Annotated in this window: 19 protein-coding genes; 12 read left to right on the top strand and 7 right to left on the bottom strand. The window is 70.3% G+C overall.

The genetic code is table 11. The features are described 5' to 3' along the window. Window positions 1-178 precede the first annotated feature (178 nt). The 4 genes from AC1RAA_RS16785 to AC1RAA_RS16770 all read left to right on the top strand — a co-directional run bounded on the left by AC1RAA_RS16785 (window position 179) and on the right by AC1RAA_RS16770 (window position 4,266). Entirely contained in the window at window positions 179-1,237 is a 1,059-nt protein-coding gene (locus AC1RAA_RS16785) for a beta-keto acid cleavage family enzyme (RefSeq protein WP_492731160.1), read from the top strand. A 112-nt stretch (window positions 1,238-1,349) separates the two neighbouring features. Then, window positions 1,350-2,504: an aromatic ring-hydroxylating oxygenase subunit alpha gene (locus tag AC1RAA_RS16780; protein WP_492731162.1), complete on the top strand. Its 1,155-nt coding sequence runs from the start codon at window positions 1,350-1,352 to the stop codon at window positions 2,502-2,504. 127 nt (window positions 2,505-2,631) lie between these two features. After that, the gene (locus AC1RAA_RS16775) at window positions 2,632-3,237 is read left to right on the top strand and encodes a TetR/AcrR family transcriptional regulator (protein WP_095948777.1); all 606 of its coding nucleotides are present in this window, start codon (window positions 2,632-2,634) and stop codon (window positions 3,235-3,237) included. 51 nt (window positions 3,238-3,288) lie between these two features. Further along, window positions 3,289-4,266 carry an NAD(P)H-dependent flavin oxidoreductase gene (locus AC1RAA_RS16770; protein WP_492731164.1) on the top strand — a complete coding sequence of 326 codons (978 nt, stop codon included), beginning with the start codon at window positions 3,289-3,291 and terminating at the stop codon, window positions 4,264-4,266. A 4-nt stretch (window positions 4,267-4,270) separates the two neighbouring features. Here the strand turns inward: AC1RAA_RS16770 and AC1RAA_RS16765 are convergent, their stop codons facing one another. Genes AC1RAA_RS16765 through AC1RAA_RS16750 form a run of 4 tightly spaced genes read right to left on the bottom strand, consistent with a single transcriptional unit; the run spans window position 4,271 to window position 8,433 of the window. Then, window positions 4,271-4,792, bottom strand: a complete 522-nt coding sequence (locus AC1RAA_RS16765) for a Csu type fimbrial protein (RefSeq protein ID WP_492731166.1) — start codon at window positions 4,790-4,792, stop codon at window positions 4,271-4,273. After that, a complete protein-coding gene (locus tag AC1RAA_RS16760) occupies window positions 4,762-7,083 on the bottom strand; it encodes a fimbria/pilus outer membrane usher protein (RefSeq protein ID WP_492731168.1) in 2,322 nt (773 codons plus the stop codon). Before AC1RAA_RS16760 ends, AC1RAA_RS16765 begins: the two co-directional genes overlap by 31 nt. A 1-nt stretch (window position 7,084) precedes the next feature. After that, window positions 7,085-7,894 carry a fimbrial biogenesis chaperone gene (locus AC1RAA_RS16755; RefSeq protein WP_492731170.1) on the bottom strand — a complete coding sequence of 270 codons (810 nt, stop codon included), beginning with the start codon at window positions 7,892-7,894 and terminating at the stop codon, window positions 7,085-7,087. Between the two features lie 8 nt (window positions 7,895-7,902). Next, the gene (locus tag AC1RAA_RS16750) at window positions 7,903-8,433 is read right to left on the bottom strand and encodes a Csu type fimbrial protein (RefSeq protein ID WP_070062075.1); all 531 of its coding nucleotides are present in this window, start codon (window positions 8,431-8,433) and stop codon (window positions 7,903-7,905) included. Between the two features lie 398 nt (window positions 8,434-8,831). Between AC1RAA_RS16750 and AC1RAA_RS16745 the strand changes: the two genes are divergently transcribed. After that, window positions 8,832-9,521, top strand: coding sequence for an EAL domain-containing protein (locus AC1RAA_RS16745; protein ID WP_062477265.1), 690 nt, complete (start codon window positions 8,832-8,834; stop codon window positions 9,519-9,521). Window positions 9,522-9,548: 27 nt separating this feature from the next. Here AC1RAA_RS16745 and AC1RAA_RS16740 read toward each other — a convergent pair whose 3' ends face one another. From AC1RAA_RS16740 to AC1RAA_RS16730, 3 genes are all read right to left on the bottom strand, one after another. After that, a complete protein-coding gene (locus AC1RAA_RS16740) occupies window positions 9,549-11,447 on the bottom strand; it encodes a GspE/PulE family protein (RefSeq protein WP_492731172.1) in 1,899 nt (632 codons plus the stop codon). Between the two features lie 47 nt (window positions 11,448-11,494). Beyond that, window positions 11,495-14,218: a sensor domain-containing diguanylate cyclase gene (locus AC1RAA_RS16735; RefSeq protein ID WP_492731173.1), complete on the bottom strand. Its 2,724-nt coding sequence runs from the start codon at window positions 14,216-14,218 to the stop codon at window positions 11,495-11,497. Between the two features lie 194 nt (window positions 14,219-14,412). Next, window positions 14,413-14,760: an STN domain-containing protein gene (locus tag AC1RAA_RS16730; RefSeq protein ID WP_062477274.1), complete on the bottom strand. Its 348-nt coding sequence runs from the start codon at window positions 14,758-14,760 to the stop codon at window positions 14,413-14,415. 313 nt (window positions 14,761-15,073) lie between these two features. On the opposite strand from AC1RAA_RS16730, the gene AC1RAA_RS16725 reads away from it, so the two are divergent. The 7 genes from AC1RAA_RS16725 (at window position 15,074) to AC1RAA_RS16695 (ending at window position 25,852) form a co-directional block, all read left to right on the top strand. Beyond that, window positions 15,074-15,646, top strand: a complete 573-nt coding sequence (locus AC1RAA_RS16725; RefSeq protein WP_223301388.1) for an RNA polymerase sigma factor — start codon at window positions 15,074-15,076, stop codon at window positions 15,644-15,646. Then, entirely contained in the window at window positions 15,643-16,647 is a 1,005-nt protein-coding gene (locus tag AC1RAA_RS16720) for a FecR family protein (protein WP_492731175.1), read from the top strand. The genes AC1RAA_RS16725 and AC1RAA_RS16720 overlap by 4 nt, the downstream gene beginning before the upstream one ends. 71 nt (window positions 16,648-16,718) lie before the next feature. Next, window positions 16,719-19,211, top strand: coding sequence for a TonB-dependent receptor (locus tag AC1RAA_RS16715; RefSeq protein WP_492731177.1), 2,493 nt, complete (start codon window positions 16,719-16,721; stop codon window positions 19,209-19,211). 1 nt (window position 19,212) lies between these two features. Further along, a complete protein-coding gene (locus AC1RAA_RS16710) occupies window positions 19,213-20,604 on the top strand; it encodes an MFS transporter (protein WP_492731178.1) in 1,392 nt (463 codons plus the stop codon). 51 nt (window positions 20,605-20,655) lie between these two features. Then, on the top strand, window positions 20,656-22,329 hold the full coding sequence (locus AC1RAA_RS16705; protein ID WP_492731180.1) for a serine hydrolase domain-containing protein: 1,674 nt from the start codon (window positions 20,656-20,658) through the stop codon (window positions 22,327-22,329). After that, window positions 22,326-24,692 (top strand): alpha/beta fold hydrolase, encoded by a 2,367-nt coding sequence (locus AC1RAA_RS16700; protein ID WP_492731182.1) that lies wholly within the window; start codon window positions 22,326-22,328, stop codon window positions 24,690-24,692. The genes AC1RAA_RS16705 and AC1RAA_RS16700 overlap by 4 nt, the downstream gene beginning before the upstream one ends. Continuing rightward, complete coding sequence (locus tag AC1RAA_RS16695) at window positions 24,689-25,852, top strand: alanine racemase (RefSeq protein WP_139702539.1); 1,164 nt, start codon at window positions 24,689-24,691, stop codon at window positions 25,850-25,852. Before AC1RAA_RS16700 ends, AC1RAA_RS16695 begins: the two co-directional genes overlap by 4 nt. Window positions 25,853-25,863: the final 11 nt, after the last annotated feature.

Raw genomic sequence — 25,863 nt, 5'->3', positions numbered from 1 at the left:
TGAATGCTTGGCGCCACGCGTCGGCCACTTACCGGATCGCGACAGCGACACCTGTCTTTGCACGTGCCGTTTCAATGCCCCAAAAAGACAAAACCGCGCCCCCGATGAGCAAGAAGTTTTCGCAGCTGCGCCAGAAACTTTGGCTGCAAGCGCAACCTTTTCCACCGGAGACAACCCCATGAACTTCCTCGACGGCCACCTGTATCCCGAGAACCAGCAGCCCCTGATCATCACGGCCGCGCCCTATGCGCCGGGCTGGATTCCCGCCGACTTTCCGGAAGACATTCCGGTCACGATGGAAGCGCAGATCCAGAAGGCGGTCGACTGCTACGAAGCCGGCGCCACCGTGCTGCACCTGCATGTGCGCGAGGCCAACGGAAAGGGCAGCAAGCGCCTGTCGATGTTCAACGAGCTGATCGCCGGCGTGCGCGCGCGCGTGCCCGAGATGATCATCCAGGTGGGCGGCTCGATCAGCTTCGCGCCCGAGGACGACGGTGCCGCCGCCAAGTGGCTCAGCGACGACACGCGCCACATGCTGGCCGAGCTGGAGCCCACGCCCGACCAGGTGACGGTGACGGTCAACACCACGCAGATGAACGTGACCGAGCACGCGGGCCTGGACGACTTCAAGGGCCTGTCGCGCGGCGACCCGCGGCTGTACTCGACGTACCGGGACATGATCGTTCCCTCGAACCCCAGCTGGGTGGAAGAGCACATCCGCCGCCTCACGGCCGCGGGCATCCAGAGCGAGTTCCAGTGCTACAACATCAACAGCTTCGAGACCATCGAACGCATGATTCGCCGCGGCGTCTACAAGGGCCCGCTGGTGATGAACTGGGTGGCCATCAGCGGCGGCATGGACCAGGCGAACATCTACAACCTGGCCAACTTCCTGCGCGCCGCACCCGACGGCGCGGTGGTCACCGTGGAGAGCTCCGTGCTCAACGTGCTGCCCGTGAACATGATCGGCATCGCCCTGGGCCTGCACGTGCGCTGCGGCATCGAGGACGTGCTGTGGAACCAGACCCGCACCGGCAAGATGAGCTCGGTCGAGCAGATCAAGCAGCTCGTGCGCATCGCCACCGAGTTCGGCCGCCCCATCGCCACCGCGCAGCAGGCGCGCGAGATCATGCAGATCGGCGTGTTCTACGAGACCACCGAAGAGACGCTGCAGGCCAACGGCTTCGCGCCCAACCGCAATGGGGCGCAGCAGGGCTTCCTGCGCAAGCCGGCCTGATACCGCTTCCACCGCTTCCCGGGGGGCGGTTGACGTACCGACTGGTCAGTCGGTAGACTGGGCCGATCGCGCAGCTCACCGGGCTGCATCGCATCGAACCGAAAGCCCCCCGATGAGCGAGAACTTCGCAGCCGAACTCCATCGCCGAGCGACCACGGCCCTGCAGGCCGGGCGCGCCGACGCGCAAGGAGAAGGCGACCGCGTGCCGGTCGGCCAGTACACCGACGAGGCCATCGCACGCGACGAGCGGCGCTTGCTGCAGCGGCATCCGCAGCCGGTGGCCGCCAGCGCCTCGCTCGCCTCGCCCGGCGCGTGGCTGTCGCTCACGCACACCGGCGTGCCGCTGCTGCTGGTGCGCCAGGAGAACGGGCAGGTGCAGGCGTTTCTCAACGTGTGCCGCCACCGCGGCGCGCGCGTGGTGCCCGAGGGCAGCGGCAGCGAGGCGCGCGCCTTCGTCTGCCCGTATCACGCGTGGACCTACAAGCCCGACGGCACCTTGCGCGGCGTGCCCGAGTCCTTCGGCTTTCCCTGCCTGAAGCAGGACGCGTCGGGCCTGCGCCGGCTGGCCACCGTCGAGCGCGCGGGCGTGGTCTGGGTCGTGTGCGATCCGTCGCAGGCGGACAGCGACCCCGGCGCGCACCTGGGGGCGCTCATGGACAACCTCGAATCGCTGGCCGGGCTGCGCGCGCCCGTGGCCTATGCGCCGCGCACGTACGAGGTCGAGGCCAACTGGAAGCTGCTGGTCGACGGTTCCTTCGAGGCCTACCACTTCAAGGTGGCGCACCGCGAGACCATCGCCCACATGTTCCTGCACAACCTGCAGGTGATCGACGAGTTCGACCTGAACCGGCGCCTGTACCTGCTCAAGTCGAAGTTCCAGGAACACCGGCCCGACGCCGCCGGTTTCGATCCGCGCCGCTACGGCAACCTGACCTACTTCTTCTTTCCCAACACGACCATCCTCGTGCAGCCCGACCACGCGCAGCTCAGCATGCTGGAGCCGCTGGGCGCCACGCGCACGCGCGTGCACGAGCTCACGCTGATCCCCGAGGCGCCGGCCTCGGAGAAGGCGACGGCGCACTGGGACGCGAACGTGGCGCTGTACCGGCGCACGCTCGCGGAGGACTACGCCCTGGCCGAATCGATCCAGGCCGGGCTGGCCTCGGGCGCGAACGACGCGCTCAGCTTCGGCACCTTCGAGTACAGCGCGCCGCGCTTCCATGCGCAGCTCGCGCAGCAGGTGGCGGCCATGCCGGCCGCACGCTGACGCGCGAGGGTGTCGCGCGTGCAACAACCAGACCACAAGACACAAGAAAGAATGGCGCGCGTCGCGTCTGATCGCCGGTCGCGTCTTCGCGGCATGCGCCAGGCGTGACGCCTTCCAGAACCGCCCGATGGCCACCCTTGCCCCTTCCCGTAAAGAAACGATCCTCGCGCGCGCCGAGCAGCACTTTGCCGACCACGGCTTCCAGGGCGCGTCGCTGTCGGCCATCGCGCGCGACTGCGAGGTCGGCAACCCGGGGCTGCTGCATCACTTTCCGAGCAAGGAGGTGCTGTACCGCGCCGTGCTCGAGAAGCAGGCCGAGGACCTGACGGCGCGCATCTGCAAGCGCGTCGAGGCGGCCCCCGACCTGCCTGCGCGGCTGCAGGCGTTCGTCGCGCTGCAGGTCGAGTGGATGCACGCGCGGCCCACGGGCTTCAAGCTCGTCACGCGCGAACTGCTCGACAACGCCGAGCGCATCCAGCATGCGCAGACCCGGCCGCTCGAAGGCTTCCTGCAAGCCAGCCTGGGCCTGGTGGCCGCGGCGCAGGCGGCCGGCCTCGTGCGCGACGACCTGTCGGCCGTGGTGGTGCTCACGCTCATCTTCGGCACGCTCAACTACGCCAAGATGGCGCGGCCCACCTTCGCCAAGACCTTCGCAGAGCCCGCGCTGAAGAGCGACACGGCCTGGATGAAGGCGATGGCGCGCGACGTGCTGCGCGTCATCTCGCCGCCCTGATTTTTTCTTTCTCTCTTTCTTTCCCAGCAACCCCGACCAAAGGACGTTCCCTTGAAAACCCGCATCACCGAACTCTTCGGCATCCGCCACCCCATCATCCAGGGCGGCATGCACTACGTCGGCTTCGCCGAGCTGGCCGCGGCCGTCTCCAACGCCGGCGGCCTGGGGATCATCACGGGCCTCACGCAGAAGACGCCCGAGCTGCTGGCCCGCGAGATCGCGCGCTGCCACGAGATGACCGACAAGCCCTTCGGCGTGAACCTCACCTTCCTGCCGACCTTTGCCTCGCCGCCGTACCCCGAGTACATCGCGGCCATCGTCGAAGGCGGCATCAAGGCCGTGGAAACCGCGGGCCGCAGCCCCGAGGCCTACATGCCGGCGCTGAAGGCCGCGGGCATCAAGGTGATCCACAAGTGCACCTCGGTGCGCCACGCGCTCAAGGCCGAGCGCATCGGCTGCGACGCGGTGAGCGTCGACGGCTTCGAGTGCGGCGGCCACCCCGGCGAAGACGACGTGCCCAACATGATCCTGCTGCCGCGCGCCGCAGAAGAACTGAAGATCCCGTTCGTCGCCTCGGGCGGCATGGCCGACGGCCGCAGCCTCGTGGCCGCGCTCGCGCTGGGCGCCGAGGGCATGAACATGGGCACGCGCTTCATCGCCACCAAGGAAGCGCCGGTGCACGCCAACGTGAAGCAGGCCATCGTCAATGCGTCGGAACTCGACACGCGCCTGATCATGCGTTCGCTGCGCAACACCGAGCGCGTGATCAACAACGCGGGCGTGGAGCGCCTCATGGAGATCGAGCGCGCCAAGGGCGACACGCTGAAGATCGACGACATCATGGACCAGGTCGCCGGCATCTACCCGAAGGTGATGACCGAGGGCCACATGGACGCCGGCGCCTGGAGCTGCGGCATGGTGGCCGGCCTGATCCACGACGTGCCCAGCTGCGCGGAGCTCATCGACCGCATCATGGCGCAGGCGGACGAGCTCATCGCCAAGCGGCTGGCGGGCATGCTGAGGGGCTGAGCTGTCAGTACGTCACGGTCACCGTGATGGTGCTGCTGTAGGGACCCGGTGCCACGTACTGGCCGGCCGGAATGCGGCCGTAGACGGTGTGGGGGCGCAGCGTGGTGACGCCACCGAGGTTCGCCAGCGCGCTGTAGCTGTCGCTGACGCTGTTGAGGCCCCAGACGGTGCTGCGCGCGTTGGTGGTGTAGAGGTTGTAACCCAGCGGCGTGGCACCGACCGGGCCCACCATCTGCCGGCTGGTGATGTTGCCGGCCGAGCCCGCGTCGAGGCTGATCGTGAACGACAGCGTCACCAGGATGCCCAGGCCCGTGACCGTGCCGGCGACGGTCACGGTCGAGGTGTTGTCCTTGGGCGTCGCGACGGCCGGGTCGTAGTTGCCGAAGGCCAGCGCTGTCGCGCTGACGGTGGCGCTGCAGCTGAACACGCCCACGCCCGAGCACGCGGCCATCGACGTGCCCGGGGCCAGCAGCCCCGCCAGCGCCAGCGCGGCGGTCAGCGCGGGGACGACGACACGGGTTCGCATCGGTAAGGTCCCATCGAAGGCAGTGCGCCGGCGGCGCGGTCGGGTTCGCCCAGCGTGAAGCGGCAATGCCCGCGCTTCCATCGCGCCTCGAAGCGTTCGTTCGGCTGCGGGTCGTCGACCGACACGAGGCCGTGGAAGCCCGACAGCAGCGAGGTGCCGCGCGCCGGCCGCATCACGTCGATGCCCGGCGGCAGCGGGCTGCCGTCGGGCAGCAGCACGGTGACGTTCGCGATCGCGTCGCGCGCGATGTCGAAGCTGGCCTGCGCCACGCCCTTGTAGCGCGGCACCACGCGCAGCACGTCGCTGCGCACCTGCGCCTCGATCGGCAGGTCGCCGTTGTCGATGCTGATGTGGTTGGGCTCGTAGGCGCGCAGGCCCGAGACGACGGCGCGGCCTTCGCTGTCGGTGGTGGTCCAGGGCTGGTTCTCGCGGTAGACCTTCACGCCGGCGGCGCCGGGCACGGTCACGAGCGCGAAGGCGTCGTCCGACTGGCGCGTGGCAAAGCCCACGCCGCCCGCGAAACCCACGGCGCCGCTGGCGCGCAGGCGCACCGCGGTCTGGCCCTGGGCGCGCGCGGCTTCGGCCGTCAGCATGCCGTAGCGACCGCGCCAATCGACCGCAGCCTCGCTGCGCGCGTTCTCGCCGTCGGCGGCGCGCAGCCGGTAGCCCCAGCCGGTGTCGTTGGGCGGCTGCTGCACCCACTCGGCCACGGCCGAGTGGCCGCCCGGCTTCTGATGCTGCACCGAGAGCGTGGCGTGCTGGCGATCGCCGAGCGTGAAGCTGAGGCTCAGGTTCACCGAGGTGATGGAGCGCTTGCCGTCCTGGCGCGTGTGGGCCACCGAGGTGCCGAGCCAGGCGTTGCCGCCGAGGCTGATCGACCAGCTGGCGGTGGTCACGCCGATGTGCTCGCCGGTGTTGTAGCGCAGCCGCGTGTGGCTCGCGCCCAGCGTGCCGTAGCGGCCCAGCGAGCGGCCTGCGAAGAGTTGCGTCTGCGCATCGGTGTGCACGGGGCTGTCGTGCCAGGCGATCTGCGTGAAGCCGCGACTGGCCACTTGGCGGCTCACGGAGAAGTTCCACTCGTCGCTGGTGCGCGTGTAGGCGGCGCGCCAGAGGCGGCCGCTGTCGCCGTCCCTGCTGCGGCTGGCGGCGCCGTGCAGCGAGAGTTCGCCGAGCGTGCCCCAGACCCAGGTCACGCCCGCGCCCGCGGTCTGGCTGCGCGAACTGGCCTCGCCGCGCGCCTCGACGGTCACGCCGTCATTCACGCCGTACCGCCACGTGCCGGCGACGAAGGGCGGGCCGTAGTCGAAGCTGCGCTCGCCGTAGCGCAGGCGCGTCCAGCCGGCTTCGAGCGAGTAGTCGGACAGGCCCGCGCGCAGCAGGTTCGAGCTCACGTAGTACGGCGTGGTCACGGTGCGCTGCACGCCCAGCGCGTCGGTGACGGCGAAGCGCATCTCGCCCGCGCCGGTGAGCACGGGCACGTCGCTGAGCGCGAAGGGGCCGGCATCGACGCGGCGCTGGTAGCGCAGCGTGTCGTTCACATACACCTCGACCGCCGAGGGCACGGCCGCGCCGCCGCGCAGGGTCGGCATCGGGTAGCTGATGAAGCCGGGCTGCAAGCCGAAGCGGGTGCCGAACTGCACGCCACCGAAACGAAAGGGTGTCGACCACGCCGCGGCCTGCGTGATCGTGTCGCCCACCGTGAGGCGCGTGAGCCGCGCGGGGTCGTCGCGGCGGAAGTAGCTGTCCAGCCGCGTCGTGCCGCGTCCGCCGAATGCGGACTGCCCCGCGACGACGCTCGTGCCCACCAGCCCCCAGTCGCCCGAAGCTGCCGCATCGAAGTAGCCCGAAGCGCGCGTGCCCTCGCGGTCGTGCTGCAAGGCCAGGTCGTAGTTGAGAAAGGCCCCGAAGGCCGAGGCCGACAGCGGCGGGCGGTCGCCCGCGTGCGCATGCACGGTGCCCAGCGTGAACGCTTCGGCGGGCACGCTCAGGTCCACGCTTTGCGCGCCTTCGTCGAGCTGCAGTTGCGCGCCCGGCAGTGCGCGCAGGTCGTAGTAGTCGGTGCCGTCGCGCTGCAGCGCCGCGGTGGCGGGCCGCACCAGGCGCCAGGCCGCGAAGTCGGGCGCCGACGCCAGCAGCTGGGCACCGCGCCGCAAGAGTGGCCGCGGCGCGGGCTGGCTCAGGCCGTTGATGCGCACATCGAGGATCGCGGGCTGCACCTCGCCCGCCACATCAACGGGCGACGTCTGTGCGCAGGCCACGCGCAGGCCCAGCCAGCCGCAGCAGACCCACAAGCTAGCGTGGCGTGGCGGGCGCACGGGGCACGCGCACGGTGGCGCTGGACGACGCCTCGGGGGCATCGGTGGCGGCCTCGACCTGCAGCCGGGTGTCGGGCGGCAGGGCGGGCAGTTCGATGTCGATGCCGGCCGACTGCCCGGCCAGCGCGTACTGCGACAGGCTCTTGCGCAGCAGCTCGGTGCCGTCCTCGCGGCGCACCACGAGCTGCGTGACCTGGATGTGCTCGCTGCCCTGGTTGTCGAACACCAGCCGCCAGGCGGTGCCTGCCGTGCCGGTGGCACGCCCCGAAGGCTGCAGCGACCATTGCAGCGCGCGGCGCAGCTGCAGCGGCGGCACGAAGATCGGCACGCCGATGCGCAGCAGCGTCTGCACCTTCGCGCCCTCGGTGCCGTCCGCCGGCAGGGCCTGGTCGCGCGGCAGCTGGCGCAGGAAGACGCGGTAGCTGCGCTCGCCGGCGTCGGCCGGCACCTGCAGCCCGAGGCGAACGATCTGCCGCCCGCCCGGCGGCAGGCGGAAGATGGCCGGGTTGACCAGCACGTCGCGCGTGGGTTCGTAGGCATCGCGCCCGTCCTGCTGCGACCACGCCACCACCTCGGCCTGCACGGCGACCTCGGTGTCTTCGGCGTTGCCCATGGTGAGCGAGGCGACCGGGCGCTGCGGCGTGAGCACGATGCGCAGCGGCGCCACGCTGAGGCTGGTGGCCGCGGCGGGAGCGGGAGCGAGGGCGGACAGCAGCAGGCCGGCCCCCCATGCGACTGGCAGCAGGGCGCGACGCATGCCGTGGCGGCCTGCGGTGAAGGCGGTCAACGGCGCCCTCAATAGGTCAGCGAGACCGTGATCGTGTCCGTGTAGTCGATGGCCGGCGCCGCGGTGTACTGCCCCGTGGGAATCAGGCCGTAGATCGTCTGCGTCTGGGGCGTCCCGTTGCCGACGTAGCCGGTGCCGGCGACGCTGTTGTCCCAGTTGGTCTGGTGCGCGCTGTCCTTGAAGAGGCCGTAGCCCAGCGTGTTGTTGCCGGCGGCCGCCGTGGGGCTGGTCATCAGGCGGTTCGTGATCGTCGCGCCCGAGCCGCCGCCCGCGCTCAGGCCGAGCGAGTAGGGCGTGCCGAAGGTGCAGGTCACGTTGAGGCTGGTGGTGCCGGCCAGCGCGGTGGCTGACGCCGGGTCGTACGGCCCGAACGCCAGCGTGGCCGGCGTGGTCATCAGGCAGGCCTTGAGCACCGTGGCCGTGACCTGGAAGGTCGTGGTCGTCGTGACCGCCTGCGCGGGCAGCAATGTCAACAAGGCACCGACGGGCAGCACGGTACGGGCCAGTGTGCGAAGGAGGGAGCGAGGCTGGTGGCGCATCGGACGGGACCTTTCATCGGTGACTGGAAACCCAGGAACGACAGTGAAAACCCACCCACCGTTTCCAGTAGTGGGCGCCCCCTTTCTAACCAATCTCTCCCCGATGGGACATAGGACGCAGCCCTGTCGTCGACAGCTTGCTACAGATTTTTCCGAGGCCGGGAGGGCTCATGAGTGATTTCGGTCTACAGCATGGGCCGGGCCTAGGTCGGATGTCTTCATGGGGCGCGACCTCTTGTCTGAGGGGGGTGGTGCGTGCGGTGTATAGAACCGTTTACATTTACGCTCTTGGGAGTCGCCATCCAACGCCATTGCAACCTTGCCCGCGAGGTCCATCCAACGTGATCGCCGAAATACATGCTGATGCCGCGCCTGCTGGCCTCGCCTCGGGGTTCACCATGGCGTTCCAGCCCATCGTGGACCTGGGCCGGCACGAGATCTATGCGCACGAGGCGCTGGTGCGCGGCCTGTCGGGCGAAGGCGCTGCCGAGGTGCTGGGACGCGTCGATCCGGTCGACCGCTTCGCCTTCCACGAAGCCTGCCGCGTCAAGGCCATCGAGATCGCCTCGCGCCTGGGCATGAAGTCCCGCCTGAGCCTCAACGTCATGCCCAACGACGTCGCGGGGCAGGCCGAGTGCTTCCGCACCGCCATGGCCGCCGCCAAGCGCTGCAAGTTCCCCGTGCGCCAGCTGATGTTCGAGATCACCGAGGGCGAGCGCGTGCGCGACCTGCACGGCCTGGCCGACACCTTCCGCGCCTTCAAGCGCCACGGCTTCACCTCGGCCATCGACGATTTCGGCGCCGCCTACGCGGGCTTCGAGCTGCTGGCCGCGTTCCAGCCCGACGTGGTGAAGATCGACCTGAGCCTGATCCGCGGCATCCATGCCGACCCGGTGCGGCTGACCATCGTGCGGGGCTTCGTCGCCACCTGCGACGAGCTGCGCATCCGCGTGATCGCCGAAGGCGTGGAGGCGCCCGAAGAGGTGCGCGCCTTGCGCGAGATCGGCGTGGAGCTGTTCCAGGGCTACCTGTTCGCGCGGCCGGCCATCGCCACGCTGCCGGCGGTGGCATGGGACGCCGCCGCCTGAACCTGCCCTGACCTCGGACCTTGTGGGTCAGACGTTGCTGGTCGCGCGCACTTCCTCGAGCGTGGTCCGGCCGGCCAGCACCTTCTCGATGCCGTCCTGACGCAGCGTGCGCATGCCCTCGCGCATCGCGGCGTCCTGCAGTTCCTCGGCGCGCGCGCCGCCCTGCACCAGCCGGCGCAGCTCCCTCGACATCACCATCAGTTCGTGGATGCCCACGCGGCCCCGGAAGCCGGTGTCGTTGCAGTGCTTGCAGCCGGTGCTGGTGTAGGTCTGCAGCTGGCCGTCGCGCCCGTGGCGCTGCACCCACTCGGCGCGCACGGCGTCGCGCGCGGCCGGCGTGTCCTGCGCGCCGAAGGCATGCATGTAGTCGGCCAGCAGCTCCTCGACCGCCTCGCTGGTCGCGGGGCGGCTTTGCACGCACTGCGGGCACAGGCAGCGCACCAGCCGCTGCGCCAGCACCGCCAGCAGCGAGTCGGCGAAGTTGAACGGGTCCATGCCCATGTCGAGCAGGCGCGTCACGGTTTCGGGCGCGCTGTTGGTGTGCAGCGTCGACAGCACGAGGTGGCCGGTGAGCGAGGCCTCGATGGCGGTCCTGGCGGTCTCGGCGTCGCGGATCTCGCCGACCATGATCACGTCGGGGTCGGCGCGAACGAAGGCGCGCAGCGCCTTGGCAAAGGTCCAGTCGATGCGCGGGTTGACCTGCACCTGGCGCAGGCCCGGCTGCGTGATCTCGATCGGGTCTTCGGCGGTCCAGATCTTGCGCTCGGGCGTGTTGATGCGCATGAGCGCGGAGTGCAGCGTGGTGGTCTTGCCCGAGCCCGTCGGGCCCACGCACAGCACTATGCCGTAGGGCCGGTCGACCGCCTGCGAAAACTGCGCCAGGTTGCGCTCGGACAAGCCCAGCGCATCGAGCGCGATGGGCTTGGCCGAGGCCAGGATGCGCATCACCACGTCTTCCAGGCCGTTGTTGGTCGGGATGGTGGCCACGCGCAGCTCGATGCGGTGCTGCGGCGAGTACTTCGAGAAGTTGATCTTGCCGTCCTGCGGCTTGCGCTTTTCGCTGATGTCCAGGTCGCACATGATCTTCACGCGCGCCACCACCGCGTTGCGGTAGCTGGGCGGCAGCTCCAGGTAGGTGTAGAGCCGGCCGTCACGGCGAAAGCGGATGCGCGTCTTTTCCTGCCCCGGGTCGCTCTCGATGTGGATGTCGGAGGCGCCCTCGCGGTGCGCTTCGAGGATCATGCTGTTGATCATGCGCACCAGCGAGTTGTCCGACTGCTCCACGGGCGGCTCGCCGGCGGCGGGCGCGGCGGCCGATTCTTCCTTCTCGAGCGTCTTCAGCAGCGTGCTGGTGCCCGTCATGTCGAACTCGAGCGGACGCATCGGGTCGTTCATGTCGACCACCGGGCGCTCGGCCGCCACCTGGCCGACCTTCTCGTAGGCCTTGTGCAGCACGCCGTCCAGGTCCAGGCACTGGCCCAGCACGGGGAGCACCTTCATCTGCGCGATGAACTCCACCTCGTCGATCACCGCGTGCCGGTTGACCGGGTCGTCGAGCGCCAGCACCAGGCGCCCGCCGTGCAGCATGAGCGGCATCACCTGCAGGCGCCGCGCGGCCTCGTGGCCCACCTTGCGCAGCGCGTCGGCCGCGGCCGGGAACATATGCAGGTTCACCAGCGGGTAGCCCATCTTGCGCACCAGCGCGGTCTGCAGCTGGCCGCGGCTCACGACGCCCATGCGCACCAGCGTCTCGCCCAGCGGCACCGTGGGCTCGCGCTGCTGCTGCTGGAGCGCCGCGTCGAGTTGCGCCTGCGTGACCATGCCCAGCGACATCAGCGCCTGGCCGATGCGCGCGATCGGCATGCGGCTTTGCAGGTCGAGCTCCTGCACGAGCTGTTCGGGCATGACGACTTCGGTGGCTGCCATGGATGGGTCTCCTGATGGTGGTGAGGGGCGCGGCGGGTGTGCCGACGCTAACGGTAAAACGCGAAACGGTTGCGGCCCTGCGACTTGGCCGCGTAGAGCGCCGTGTCCGCCCGTGCGAGCAGTTCGCCGGCACCGACGGTGGCGTCGACCGTCTCGACGAACACGATGCCGATGCTGGTCGTGACGTCCAGCCGCCGGCCTTCCACGGGGAACGCCGGCGCCGCGATCTGCGTGACGATCTTGTGCGCCACGCCCGCCACGGCGTCCTGCGAGTGCACGTTCTCCATCACGATCACGAACTCGTCGCCGGCCAGGCGCACCACGGTGTCGGTCTCGCGCACGCTGGCGCGCAGGCGGCGCGCGTACTCGGCCAGCACGCCGTCGCCGGTGGAATGGCCGAGCGTGTCGTTGATGGCCTTGAAGTGGTCGATGTCCAGGAACATCAGCGCCATGCCGCCTTCGGCGCGGCGCACGCGCGACATCGCCGCGGGCAGCTGCTCGTTGAAGGCCAGGCGGTTCGGCAGGCCGGTCAGCACGTCCATGCGCGCCAGCTCGATGAGCTTGCGCTCTGCCTCCTTCAGCGCCGTGACGTTGAAGGTCATGAGGTAGAAGCCCGCCGTGTGGCCCGCCAGGTCCTTGTCGGGAATCAGGTTCACCTGGAAGTGCGCCTCCCGGTCATCGATCGGCACCTGCACCGGGTACTGCGTCGCCCTGCCGGCGAGCACCGTGGGCAGGTGGGGCGTGTGCTGCACGTACACCGCCTCGCCCACGGCCGAGCGCAGCGTCACGCCGTCCAGCGGCGCGCGCTCGTCCAGGCCCGCCATGCGCCGCGCGCGGCTGTTGCCGTACAGGCAGTTCTCGTCGCGGTCGAAGTAGGCCACCAGCGCGGGGATGTTGTCGGTCACGTCGCGCAGGCGCTTTTCCTGCTGCGTGAGGGCGCGGCGGATGTTCACTTCGTCGGTGATGTCGAAGGTCATCGCGAACACGCCGTGCACCATGCCCTCGGCGTCCTGGTCGGGGATGTAGTGGGCCTTGAAGGTGCGATCGCCGATGCCCAGCGCCGCGTCGCCGGCCTTCTCGACGATCACCGTCTCGCCCGCCAGCGCGCGCTCCATGTGGGGCCGCACCACCGCGAAATCGGCCGCGCCCCGCACGGCCGGCATCCACTGGCCGACCAGCGGCTGGCCGTGGTGCAGCGTGCGCACCTTGGCATTGACGAAGGTGTAGTACAGCGCGGCGTCGACGTGCGAGACCAGCGCGGGAATGTTGTCGGCGATGGTGCGGATCTGCGCCTCGCTGTGCGCCAGCTCGAGCTCGATGTGCTTGCGCTGCGTGATGTCGAAGGTCATCGCGTAGTAGCCGCACACCCGCCCCTGCGCGTCGAGCTCGGGGATGAAGTCGGTCTGGAAGAAGTGCTCTTCCTCGTCGCGGTGCGCGGCGCCGCGCCGCTCGAAGGACACGGCCTCGCCGGCCAGCACGCGCCGCAGGTTGTGCTCGAGCGTCGGGTCGTCGTGCAGGCCGCTCATGCTCTGCACGGGCTGGCCCACCAGCTCCTCGGCGCTGTAGCCCAGCTCCTCGCACAGCCGCGCATTCACGAAGGTGTAGCGGCCCTGCGCGTCGGCGTGCGAGATCATGGCCGGCAGGTTGTCGGTGATGTCGCGCAGGAACTTCTCGCTGGCCTGGTGCTGCTGCATGAGCCGGTCGAAGGTGCGCGAGAGGTCGCCGATCTCGTCGTCCGGGTAGGTGCGCGCCACGGCCGCCTGCGCGGGCGCCGCGTGGGCGTCGAGCATGTGGCGGTGCAGCCCGGTGAGCGGGCGCAGCTGCTGGCGCACCACGGCCAGCGCCAGCGCGCCGGCCAGCAGCGCCAGCACGATGGCGCCGATCCACGCGGTGCGCTCGATGGCTTCGATGCGGGCAAAGGCCTCGTGGCGCGGGTACATCGAGCCCATGATCCAGTCGGCCTGGCGGATGCGCTTGAAGGCGTACAGGCCGGGCACGCCCGCATGGTTCACGCCTTCGATGGTGCCTTCGAAGCCGCCGATCGCGCGGTCCAGGTCGGGCGCGTCGTCGGCCATGGCCATGTTGGCCTGCTTGAGCACGCGGTCGGCCAGCGGGTGGTCGATCACGATGCCGTCCGCGGTGGTGATGAACACGTAGCCCGTCTGGCCGAAGCGCACGTCGGCCAGCTCGCCCAGGATGTTGCGGTCCTTCAGGTTGATGGAGCCCGAGATCACGAACAGCACCCGGCCGGCCGCATCGAGCACCGGCTCGGTGATGGCGACCTGCGCCAGGCCGTTGAGCCGGTTGCGGTAAGGCTCGGAGATCACGCCCGTGCGCGCGGCGACCGTGTCCTTGAAGTACGCGCGGTCCTTCACGTTCACCTTGCCGATCTGTCGCGCGCCGTTCAGGTTGGCGACCAGCTCGCCGTCCGTGTCCAGGAAGGCGACGTTGTCGAACGCCGCCCGCAGGGACTGGTGCTTTTCCAGAAAAGCCTGCAGCGGCGCGGCGTTCGTGATGCCGTGCGAGCCCACGCTCTCGGCGATCGTCTTCAGCAGGATGCGCCGGCTGGCGAACTTCTGCTCCACCGCGCTCGCGATGGCCGACAGCCGCGCGAACTCCTCGTTGGCGATCGAGGCCTGCATGCGGCTCTTGACCAGGTGCAGCGCCACCGTGGCGATGATGAAGGTGGTGGCAAGCACGACGGCCGCAACGCCGACGCTGAGGCGCGTGTTCAGGCTGATGCGGCGTTTCGCGGTCGCGAAGAGTTTCATGGGCGTCGTGCAGGCGGTGCAGCGAAGCGGCGGGGACCACCGGCCGGGCCGGCCAGGGGGGCACGGCACACACCCTTCGCGCGTTGCGCAGCTAGTGTGTCAGAAAGTGCGAGAAATGCGCGCCATTGCGGTGCATCTCGCGGGGTTCCCGGGGGGCGGAGTGTTGCGCAGGTGCGCGAGGGAAACCAATCGTATTACTCGACGCGCGGCGGCGGCTCCGATCGGGCGGCCGCGGGCGAGCGCGCCGGCGCGATGAGCACCATCGCGCCGTCCTGCCCGCGCCGCACGCGCAGGCGCGTGCCGTCGAGCAGGCGTTCCAGCGCCGCGTCGGCGGCGATCTTTCCCCTGATGCCCCGGGTCGAGAGGTCCTTGACGTCTTCCATCTTGTAGATGAGCTGCACGCCCGACTGCGCGATGTAGGCGTCGAGCGCGGGCCGCAGCTCGCCGCCCTTCACGTCGAACTCCCGCGCGTGGGCGCAGGCCAGCCCCGTCGCCAGCAGGCCGGCGGCGGCCACGAGGGCAAGGCGGGGGCGGGTGAGCAAGAGGGCAAGGAAGGTGGGGGGCTGCCTCCGGATTCGAATCATGTCGGTCTGTTTTCCGCGAATTGGTTTTTCTTCTGCCCCCGGTGAGACGAGTTCGAGCGCACTTTCCGGTAACGGGGCAAGGGGGAAAAGCCCTCGGGCCCGGCCTTCTAGAATTTCCGGGTCCGCCGCCGGGCATGGGAATTCAAGGAAATTTCGCCGGCGGGCCTTCGCGCGTTACCGGAAATCTTCGGGCCGTTCGTCTCACTGTCTGTCGCCAATCCCGGCGACCTGCCGCTTTGTGTGTCGGCCCTTCAATTTCCAGGAGCGCTTCGTGGTTCTCAGTGACTTGGATGCCTGGTTCGTCAGCGAGGTGCTGCCGATGGAAGCCGCGCTCACGCGCTTCCTTCGCCGCAACTGGCGCGACGACGCCGAAGTGCCCGACCTGCGGCAGGACGTCTACGTGCGCATTTACGAGTCCGCCTCCAGATCCATGCCCGACCAGGTCAAGCCCTTCGTTTTTGCCACCGCGCGCAACCTGCTGATCGACCGCGCCCGGCGCGCGCAGATCGTTTCCATCGAGATCATTGCCGACCTCGACGCGCTCGATTTCTCGGCCGACGAGCTCACGCCCGAACGCCACGCCGCCGGCCGCGGCGAGCTGCGGCTGCTGCAGACGGCGCTCGACGCGCTGCCCTCCAAGTGCCGCCGCGTGGTCGAGATGCGCAAGATCGACGGGCTCTCGCAGCGCGAGGTCGCCACGCAGCTGGGCATCACCGAGGACACGGTCGAGCGGCAGGTCTCGCGCGGCGTGCGCGCGCTGGCCGACGCCCTGCTGTCGGGCGGCGTGCAACTGGACACCAAGGCCTTCGGGCGAGCGCAGAACGAGCGGAGGCTCTCACCATGAGCGCAGCGCAGCGCATTGAATCGTTGGCCGCCGACTGGCTGGCCCGCCGCGACAGCGGCGACTGGACCGACACCGACCAGCAGCAGTTGGACGCCTGGATCGCCGCCTCCATCGCCCACCGCGTGGCCTGGCTGCGGCTGTCCAGCGCGTGGGAGCGCGGCGACCGGCTGGGCGCGCTGCGCACGCCGGCGGTTCCCATTCCCCTGCCCACGCCGGCGCCGGCACCCGCACCGCAGGCCGCACGGCCCGCTCAACGCCTGTCGCGCTTCTCGCTGCAACGCATCGCCGCCGGCGTGCTCGTGGCCGCCGCGGGCACCGCCTGGCTCGGCTGGCAGTACACGCAGGAAGAACGCGGCCAGCACTACGCCACGGCCGTGGGTGCGCGCCAGTCGGTCGCGTTGTCCGACGGCTCGAAGCTCACGCTGAACACCGCCACGCAGGTGCGCACGGCCGTGAACGACAGCGGGCGCAAGGTGTGGCTCGATGCGGGCGAGGCCTACTTCGACATCGCGCACGACAAGAACCATCCCTTCGTCGTGATCGCCGGCGACCGCCGCATCACCGTGCTGGGCACGCGCTTTCTCGTACGGCGCCAGGGCGAGCAGGTGAACGTGACGGTGGAGGAAGGGCGCGTGCAGATCGCCGCGGCCAAGCCCGATGCCCGAAGCGCCGAGCCCACCGTGCTCACGCGCAACCAGGCCGCGGTCACGCATGCCGATAACGTGCTCGTGATGTCGAAGGCGCCCAAGCAGGTCGACGACGAACTCAGCTGGCGCGAAGGCAAGCTCGTGTTCGACCAGACCACGCTGGGCGACGCGGCCGCGCAGTTCAACCGCTACAACCTGCGCAAGCTCGTGATCGCCGACCCGGTCATCGCGCAGGTGCGCATCGGCGGCAGCTTCGATGCAAACAACATGAGCGGCTTCGTGGGGCTTCTCAAGCAGGGCTTCGGCCTCGCCGCGCATGAGAGCGGCAACGAAATCAGAATTTCGAATCCGTAAATTACCGGAATGTGACGGGGCATTCGTCTCAGTGGGTACCCAAACAAATAACCACGCTGGAGACACACACAATGAATCGCACCGCGCCCCGCACCGGCCTGCCGCCCCAGAAGAAGCGAACGTACGGCGCACTGCGCCCCTGGGTCATCGGCGGCGCGTGGGCGCTGGCCAGCGGCATGGCCGCGCACGCGCAGACGCAGGCCCCGCCGCAGGGCTTCGACGTGAGCGGCGGCGATCTCAAGACCGCGCTCGACGCCTACATCGCGCAGGGCGGCGTGCAGCTGCTCTACAAGGTCGACGACGTGAAGGGCGTGGCCACGCGCGGCGTGAAGGGTGCGCTGTCGCCGCAGGACGCGCTGGCGCGGCTGCTCGAAGGCACGCCGCTGCAGACGCGCCGCGGTGACGACGGCGCCATCGTGATCTACACGGCCGCCGCTGCGAAGCCGCAGGCCGACGAGGCGCCGCAGTCGCTCGACAGCGTCACCATCACCGCCACGCGCCGCCGCGAGCCGGTGCGCGAGATCCCGATGCAGGTCAACGTGATGAAGGCGCAGGCGCTGGAACGCGCGGGCGCCAAGAACCTCGCCGACTACGTGGCCGAGCAGCCGGGCGTGAACCTCACTAGCAGCGGCAGCGTCGGCGGCACGCTCACCATGCGCGGGCTGACCACCGGCCCGGTGCAGGGCATCGCGACCGTGGGCGTGTACGTGGACGACGTGGCCACCGGCATGAGCTCGGCCGGCGCGAGCGGCGGCAACACGCCGCTGGACATGGGCATGCTCGACCTCAGCCACATCGAGGTGCTGCGCGGCCCGCAGGGCACGCTGTACGGCGCGGGCGCCATGAGCGGCGTGCTCAAGTACGTGACCAACCAGCCCGACACCATGGAGTTCGCGGGCTCGGTGAAGCTGGGCACCTCGTGGACGCAGGGCGGCGGTCCGGGCTTCACGACCGGCGCGGTGCTCAACGTGCCGCTCAAGGAAGACGTGGCGGCCGTGCGCTTCGCCGCCTTCACCGACCAGTTCGGCGGCAGCTACGACGCCACGGGCCTGGCGCGCGGGCGCAACATCGACCGCGGCCACACCGACGGCGGCCGGGTCTCGCTGCTGCTCACGCCCACGCGCGAACTCACGGTGCGCCTCACGGGCACCGTGCAGGACGTGCATCGCAAGGGCCTGGGCTTCGAGGACATGGACCAGCGCACGCTGCGCCCCTGGACGCGGGAGCGCACGCGCCAGCTGTCGGCCAACGAGTCGTACAGCAACCTCACGCAGCTGTTCGGGCTGGACGTGGAATACGACTTCGGCTGGGCCCGCCTGAACTCGATCACCTCCGCGCAGGACGTGAAGATCAACAACACCGTCGACGTCACCGGCCGCTACGGGCCGCTGCTGAGCGCGCTGCGCGTGCCGGTGGCCTCGGTGCCGGTGAACAGCGCCGTGGAGCAGCACCGCGTCAGCCAGGAGTTCCGCCTGACCTCGCGCTCGGGCACCACCATCGAGTGGCTCGCGGGCCTGTACCTGAACCGCGAACGCGGCAGCAACAACGGCGTCATGGACGCCAACCTGATCGGGGGCCGCAGCCTCGGCCTGCTGACCTCGACGCAGTCCTCGCGCTACCGCGAGGAGGCGGCCTACGGCGACGTCACCTGGAACGTGACGCCCAAGTTCTCGCTCACCGGCGGCGTGCGCCTGGCGCGCAACAACCAGAAGTACGCCAGCCGCCAGACCGGCCAGCTCGTCGGGTCGGTCGCCGCCAGTGCCACCGGCACCTCGTCGGAAAGCCCGACCACCTACCTGGCTGCGGCCAAGTACACGCTGTCGGACACGAGCACCATGTACTTCCGCGCGGCCAGCGGCTACCGCCCCGGCGGTCCCAACGTGCTCAAGGCCGACACCGACCGCAACGTGGTGCAGCCGATGTACAACTCCGACTCGCTGTGGAGCTACGAGCTGGGCTACAAGGCCGACCTGCTGGACCGCACGCTGTCGCTGGAGGCGGCGCTGTACGACATCGAGTGGACCGGCGTGCAGCAGCCCACGCGCAGCGGCGCCTTCGTGTTCGTCACCAACGCGGGCGCGGCCCGCATCAAGGGCAGCGAAGTCACGCTCAACTGGAAGCCCAGCAAGGAATGGCGCTTCACCGCCAACGCCGCGGCCGTCGATGCGCGCCTGACCGAGGATGCCAAGGGCCTGGGCGCCAAGGCCGGCGCGCGCCTGCCGCACACGCCGCGCTTTGCCGCCACGCTGGGCGTGACGCGCAACTTCAGCCTCGCCGACCACCCGGCCTACGTCGGCATCAGCGCGCGCTACACCGGCAAGCGCGATGCGGGCTACCGCGGCAGCACGGCCATTCCGAGCATCAACATGCCGGCCTACACGCTGGTCGACCTGCAGGCGGGCATCGACTTCAAGCGCTTCAGCGTCTCGGCCTACGTGCGCAACCTGACGAACAAGCGCGGCATCGTGTCGATCGAAACCGGACTCAACGCGAACCCGAACCTGGTGACCGCGGCGCTCGTGCCCGCGCGCACCATCGGCGTGAACGTCAACGTTCCGTTCTGACATGTCGGGCCTCCCACCGTTCGCGGCACCGATGCCGCTGGATGCGGCCGCCCCTGCGGCCCTGGAAACGACCCGCAAGGCGCCCACCAGCGCCTGGTATGCGCTGGCGGTGCTCATCATCGCGACGGTGCTGGGCTCGATCGACAAGGTCATCCTCACGCTGCTGACGGAGCCGATCCGCCAGACGCTGTCGCTGTCCGACACGCAGCTCGGGCTGCTGCAGGGCGCGGGCATCGTGCTGTTCACCGGCATCGCCACCTTGCCGCTGGGCTGGCTCAGCGACCGCTACGACCGGCGCGTGGTGCTCGCGGCCTGCGTGGTGCTGTGGAGCGCCGCCACCGCCATGCGCGGCACCGCCATGGACTACGGCGTGCTGTTCGTCGCCTCCGTCGGCCTGGGCGTGGGCGAGGCGGGCCTCACGCCCATCACCAACAGCATGATCCCCGACCTGTTCCCGCGGGCGCAGCGGGTGCTGGCGAATGCGGTGTTCGCGCTGTCGGCCATCTTCGGCAGTGCGCTGGGCGCGCTGCTGGGCGGCACCATCGTGCACCTCACCGACGACCTGCGGCCCTGGCTGCCCGTCGCGATGCAGCAGCTCGAAGCCTGGCGCCTGACCTTCTTCGTGCTGGCCAGCGCCGGCATTCCGGTGACGCTGCTGGTGCTGTCGATCCGGCGCACGCCACGCGGCGGCGCACAGGAAGCCAAGGCCAAGCCGGGGGCGCCGGCCGCCGACGCACAGGGCGCCACGACCCTGCGCCAGCACCTGCGCCAGCACTGGCGCACCTTCGCGGGCCTGGTGGTCGGCGTGGGCCTGACCAGCGTGGGCCTGAGCTCGCTGGGCACCTGGCTGCCGATCCTCACGGCGCGCACCTACGGCGTCACGCCGGTGCAGATGGGGCAGGGCATGGGCCTGGCCTTCCTGTGCGGCACGGTGGCCGGCGGCCTGCTGGGCGTGCTGTCGATGCGCTACGTGCAGCCGCGCATGGGGCCGGCGGCGGCGCTGCGGCTGATCATGCTGGGCAATCTTTCGGCGGCGCTGATGTCGACGCTGTTGCTGTTCACGAGCTCGGCCAACCACAACTTCGCGCTGCTGGGCCTGCTGGTGGTACCGCTCATCGGCAGCGCCGTGCTGCTGCCCAACGTGCTGCAGGACGCGGCGCCGCCGCACCTGCGCGCCCGCACCATCGCCATGCTCACGCTGGCCAGCCTGCCCTTCGGCGTGGTGGGTCCGCTGGTGGTCGGCATGTTGTCGGACGCCCTCAAGTCGATGCCCAACGGGCTGGCGGTGTCCATCGTCGTGACCACGCTGGTCGGCGGCAGCCTGGGCGCCATGGTGCTGCGCGCCGCAGAAGGCCCGTTCGTTCGCCTGATGCGCGAAGCGAAACCGAACTGAGCCTGCCGCGTCGAGATTCCGCTCCCCCCTTTCATCGTTCGTTGTTCCTCCATGTCACAACCACACCCTTCAGCCTCTCTTCCTGACACCGCTTCCGCACTGGCCGCCATCGACGCGCTGGTGGCGCCCCTGAACCGCAGCGACGCGCCCGGCCTGGTGCTGGCCATCGCGCAGCATGGCCGCCTGCTGTACCGCCGCGCCGTCGGCATGGCCAGCCTGGAGATGGGCGTGGCGCTCAAGCCGACCACGCGCATGCGCATCGCCTCCACCAGCAAGCACTTCACGGCCATGGCCGTGCTGCTGCTGGCCGAAGACGGCCTGCTCGACGTGGAAGACCCCGTGCAGAAATACCTGCCCGAGCTGCCGCAACTGAGCGCCAACGGCCCCACGCTGCGCCACCTGCTCACGCACACCAGCGGCTGGCGCGGCCACGACGAGCTGTGGGCCATCGCGCACGGCCTCACGTTCACGCTGCCCGGCCCGGGCCTGCCGGCCATGGCGCGCCAGAGCGAGCTGAACTTCGAGCCCGGCACGCACATGGTCTACAGCAACGGCGGCTACTTCCTGCTGGCCAAGATCGTCGAGCGCGTGAGCGGCAAGAGCTTCAACGACTTCCTGAAGGCGCGCCTGTTCGACCCGCTGGGCATGGCCGACACCTCGTCGGTGGTGACCGACCTGGACGTGGTTCCCGGCATGGCCGGCCTGTACATGCCCGCGCCCGGCGGCGGCTGGCGCCGCGGCCTGTACCCGTGCGAACTCGACGGCGGCGGCTCGCTGGTGTCGACGGCGGACGACATGCTGCGCTGGCTCGCGCACATGCACGGCAGCGAGAAGATCGTGGGCAGCGCGAAGAGCTGGGCCCTGATGTCGGCGCCGACCACGCTGTCGTCGGGCTCCCAGGTGAACTACGGCTTCGGCCTCGCGCGCCACCCGTACCGCGGCGTCGAGATCGTCCACCACGCGGGCGCCGTGCTCGGCGCGCAGTCGCAGATGATCAGCGTGCCCAGCCACGGGCTGGACATCATCGCCATGGTGAACGGCGCGCCTGTGTCGCCGTCGGCGTTGGCCCTCAAGGTGATCGAGCTGCTGCTGGGCGACGCGCTTGCGCCGCCCGAGGTGCGCCCGCTGGCCAGCGCCTTCCCCGCGCTGCCCGGCCAGCGCTACCACGCACCCTCCACCGGCGGCTTGCTGGGCTTTGCGGACGTGGCCGGCAAGCTGGCGCTGTCGTGGCAGGCCGGCGAGGCCAGGCCCCTGAACCAGGGCGACGGCAAGCTGTGGCTGGGCCTGCAGGACCTGCCGACGAACGACCTCGTGATCGACACCGCCGACATCGACCCGCAACGCGCACCCGATGCCTTCGTGCTGCACGAAGGCGGCCAGCCGCGCCGCTTCGAGCGCCTGCCCGAGACCGCGCCCGATGCCGCCTCGCTCGCCGACGAACTGTGCGGCGACTACATCAGCCCCGACCTCGACGCCACCGCGCGGATGGTGTTGGTGGACGGCCGGTTGCAGCTCACGGTGCAGGGCCGCCACGGCCAGCACGCGTGCGTGCTGACGCCGCTGTCGGCCGATGTGGCCACGCTCGCCTCGGTTGACCCGGTGCTGGCCCAGCTGGGCAAATCGGTTCTCAACGTGGAGCGCAAGGGCGGCCGGGTCGTGGGACTGCTGTTTGCCACGACGCGCTCGCGAAACATCCACCTTGCCCGCCAGGAGCCCCGCGCATGAAGTTCTTCACCACCCTGTTCGCCACCGAAACCAACACCTTCGTCTCGGCCCCCACCGGCCTGGGCAGCTACGAGGAATACGGCATCTTCCGCGGCGACGCCAGCACGCGCGACGCCACTGGCTACGGCCTGTACGCGGTGGAAGTGCGTCGGCAGCTGGCCGCCGAAGGCCATGAAACGGTCGAGAGCCTGCTGGCCTTCGCGCAACCGCTGGGGCGCACCGTGCGCAGCGTGTACGAGCGCCTGCGCGACGAGATCCTGGACGACCTGCGCAAGGCCGGCCCGGTCGACGGCGTGATCCTCGTGCTGCACGGCGCGATGGTGGCCGACGGCTACGACGACTGCGAAGGCGACGTGATCTCGCGCGTGCGCGAGATCGTCGGCCCGAACGTGCCTATCGGCGTGTCGCTCGACCTGCACTGCCACTTCACGCAGAAGATGCTGAACACGGCCGACGCCATCATTTGCTACAAGGAATATCCGCACACCGATGCGTTCGAGCGGCTGACCGAGCTGATCCGCATCGTGGTCGACACCGCGCAGGGCCGCGTGAAGCCCGTGACGGCCGTGCACGACTGCCGCATGGTCGGCAAGTGGCACACCACGCGCGAACCGATGGCCGGTTTCGTGCGCCGCATGCAGGACGCCGAAAAGCTGCCGGGCGTGCTCTCGGTGTCGCTGGGTCACGGCTTCCCCTGGGCCGACGTGCCCGAGTCGGGCGCCAAGCTGTGGGTGGTGACGGACAACGACCCCGCGCTCGCCGCGAAGCTGGCCGAAGAACTCGGCCGCGGCTTCTGGGACCTGCGCCACGAGACCGGCGTGCCCTCGCTCTCGATCGAGGAGACGCTGGCCAAAGCCATGGCCGTGCAGGGCGGCCCCGTCGTCATCGCCGACACCGCCGACAACCCCGGCGGCGGCGCCACCAGCGACAGCACCTTCATGCTGCGCGCCGTGGTCGAGCGCGGCATCGGCGACGTGGCCTTCGGCGGCGTGTGGGACCTGGGCGCGGTGCAGCTGTGCCGCGACGCGGGCGTGGGCGCGAGCTTCGAGCTGCGCCTGGGCGGCAAGTGCGGCCCGGCCTCGGGCGACCCGATCGACCTGCACGTGACCGTGATGAACGTGGTGGAGGCGCATTCGCAGGGCGGCCTGTCGGGCGTGCGCACGCCCATGGGCCCGTGCGTGTGGGTGCAGGCGGCCGACGGCGTGGACATCGTGCTCATCAGCAAGCGCAACCAGGTCATCGGCGCCGACCTCTTCACGGGCCTGGGCATCGACCTCACGGCCAAGAAGCTGGTCATCGTGAAGTCGGCGCAGCACTTCCATGCGGAGTTCGGGCCCCTCGCCAAGTCGGTGCTGTACGTGTCGACACCGGCCTCGCTGAGCACCGACTTCGCCAACCTGCCGTACCGCGTGCGCGACCTGGACTACTGGCCGCGCGTGGAACAACCCGGTCGCCCGCACCACATGGCCGCGCCCGGCGAGCTCTACACCATCGACGGCCGCGCGATGCACCTGCAGCGCAGCGGCCCCGTGCCCGCCAGCGCCGCGCAGCCCACGCTCGTGATCGAAGCCGGCGGCGGCTGTGCCTCGCCGACCTACGCGCGCCTGCAGCAGGCGCTGGCGGCCAAGCACCCGGTGATCAGCTACGACCGCGCCGGCATGGGCTGGAGCGAAGCCGACGACGTGCCCTTCGACGGCGAGCGCACCGCGCACCGCCTGCACGCGCTGCTCGAAGCCGCCGGCGTGACGGGCCCGATCGTGCTCGTCGGCCATTCGCTCGGCGGCCTGCTGAACCGCGTCTACACCGCGCTGTACCCGCAGCAGGTGGCCGGCGTGGTGATGCTCGACGCCAGCCATCCCGACCAGTTCGCGATGTACGAGCACCCGCCCGAATCGCAGTTCGCGGCCGAGCGCGTCAAGCGCGCGGACTTCCAGGCTGGCGGCACGCCGCCGCCGGAGCAGGCGCCCATCGAGGCCCTGTTCGCCGACATGCCGCAGGTGCTGCGCCAGATGAAGGCGACCTACACGCCCGAAGCGCTCGACACCATGGTGGCCGAGGTGCGCGGCCTGCCGCACGTCGCGCGCCAGGCCGCGGCCTCGCCCGACTTCGGCTCGCGTCCGCTGGCCGTGCTGTGGGCGCAGCAGCAACCGCTGCCGGCCGGCGCCGACCCGGCCATTGCCGCGGTGCAGCAGCGCTGGCCCGAGTTCCAGGAGGCGCATGCGGCGCTGTCGACGCAACGCCGCCTGGCGTGCATCGAAGGCGCCGCGCACATGACGCTGGTGCTGCTGCCGCCGCTGGTGCAGCGCGTGGCCGAGGAAATCGACGGCGTGATGGCGCAGATCGCGTCCGGAACCGGCCGATGACGCCCCTGGCCGAACTCACCACGCCCGCGCTGCTGCTCGACGTCGGCGTGCTCGAACGCAACTGCGAAGCGATGGCGCAGCGCGCGGCGCGCCACGGCGTGGCGCTGCGCCCGCACCTGAAGACGGCCAAGTCGGCGGAAGTGGCGCGCCGCGCCACGCGCGGGCAGGCCGGCGGGCTCACGGTGTCGACCGTGGCCGAGGCCGCCTACTTCGCGCGCCACGGCTTCACCGACCTGACCTATGCCGTGGGCATCGACGCGAACAAGATCGAGGCGCTGCACGACATCCAGCGCACGCACGGCGCGCGCGTGACGCTGTTGGCCGATTCGGTCGAGGCCGTGCAGGCGGCCGGCGCCCGCGCGCGGGCGTTGGGCGCGAGCTTCCGTGTGCTGCTGGAGATCGACACGGGTGGCGGCCGCGGCGGCGTCGGTCCGCGCGACGACGGCCTGCTGTCGCTCGCGCGCGAGGTGCAGCGCAGCGAATCGCTGGCGCTGGCCGGCGTGCTCACGCATGCGGGCCACAGCTACCACGTGCAGGGCGGCACGGCGATCCGCGCCATCGCCGAGGCCGAGCGCGCCGGCGCCGTGCATGCGGCCGAGCGGCTGCGCGCGGTCGGCATCCCGGTCGAGGTGGTGAGCGTGGGCTCCACGCCCACGGCCGTGTGCGCGCAGTCGCTCGAGGGCGTCACCGAGATGCGCCCCGGCGTCTACACCTTCTTCGATCTGGACCAGGCGGCGCGCGGCATCTGCGGCGTGGACGAGATCGCGCTGTCGGTGTTGGCCACCGTGATCGGCCACAACCCGCGCTCGCGCCGCGTGCTGATCGACGCCGGCGCGCTCGCGCTGTCGAAGGACCAGTCGGCGGCCGAGTTCCGCGCCGGCCTGGGCTTCGGGCTGGTGTGCCGGGCCGACGGCACGGTGCCGCTGCCCGGGCTGTGCGTGGCCGAGCTGCACCAGGAGCACGGGCTGATCGCCTGCGAAGGCGATGACGACGCACAGGCCATGTTCCGCGCGCTGCCCCTGGGCGCCCGCGTGCGCGTGCTGCCGCACCACGCCTGCATGACGGCCGCGCCCTACGACCGCTACCACGTGGTGGACGGCGCGGGCAGCGGCGTGCAGGCGGTCTGGGACAAGGCGCACGGCTGGCAGGCCGGTGCCTGAATCCAATCAAT

Source organism: Variovorax sp. GW823-FHT04F07 (genome assembly GCF_058795995.1).
The sequence above is the reverse complement of the archived record's forward strand: the minus strand, read 5'-3'. Positions and strand labels throughout refer to the sequence as shown.

What these genes read in the sequence shown, in the direction of transcription:
- AC1RAA_RS16785 (WP_492731160.1), top strand. Translation starts at nt 179, where the DNA reads ATGAACTTCCTCGACGGCCACCTGTATCCCGAGAACCAGCAGCCCCTG.
- AC1RAA_RS16735 (WP_492731173.1), bottom strand. Translation starts at nt 14,218, where the DNA reads ATGAAACTCTTCGCGACCGCGAAACGCCGCATCAGCCTGAACACGCGC.
- AC1RAA_RS16745 (WP_062477265.1), top strand. Translation starts at nt 8,832, where the DNA reads ATGGCGTTCCAGCCCATCGTGGACCTGGGCCGGCACGAGATCTATGCG.
- AC1RAA_RS16720 (WP_492731175.1), top strand. Translation starts at nt 15,643, where the DNA reads ATGAGCGCAGCGCAGCGCATTGAATCGTTGGCCGCCGACTGGCTGGCC.
- AC1RAA_RS16780 (WP_492731162.1), top strand. Translation starts at nt 1,350, where the DNA reads ATGAGCGAGAACTTCGCAGCCGAACTCCATCGCCGAGCGACCACGGCC.
- AC1RAA_RS16750 (WP_070062075.1), bottom strand. Translation starts at nt 8,433, where the DNA reads ATGCGCCACCAGCCTCGCTCCCTCCTTCGCACACTGGCCCGTACCGTG.
- AC1RAA_RS16715 (WP_492731177.1), top strand. Translation starts at nt 16,719, where the DNA reads ATGAATCGCACCGCGCCCCGCACCGGCCTGCCGCCCCAGAAGAAGCGA.
- AC1RAA_RS16710 (WP_492731178.1), top strand. Translation starts at nt 19,213, where the DNA reads ATGTCGGGCCTCCCACCGTTCGCGGCACCGATGCCGCTGGATGCGGCC.
- AC1RAA_RS16740 (WP_492731172.1), bottom strand. Translation starts at nt 11,447, where the DNA reads ATGGCAGCCACCGAAGTCGTCATGCCCGAACAGCTCGTGCAGGAGCTC.
- AC1RAA_RS16775 (WP_095948777.1), top strand. Translation starts at nt 2,632, where the DNA reads ATGGCCACCCTTGCCCCTTCCCGTAAAGAAACGATCCTCGCGCGCGCC.
- AC1RAA_RS16700 (WP_492731182.1), top strand. Translation starts at nt 22,326, where the DNA reads ATGAAGTTCTTCACCACCCTGTTCGCCACCGAAACCAACACCTTCGTC.
- AC1RAA_RS16695 (WP_139702539.1), top strand. Translation starts at nt 24,689, where the DNA reads ATGACGCCCCTGGCCGAACTCACCACGCCCGCGCTGCTGCTCGACGTC.
- AC1RAA_RS16705 (WP_492731180.1), top strand. Translation starts at nt 20,656, where the DNA reads ATGTCACAACCACACCCTTCAGCCTCTCTTCCTGACACCGCTTCCGCA.
- AC1RAA_RS16765 (WP_492731166.1), bottom strand. Translation starts at nt 4,792, where the DNA reads ATGCGAACCCGTGTCGTCGTCCCCGCGCTGACCGCCGCGCTGGCGCTG.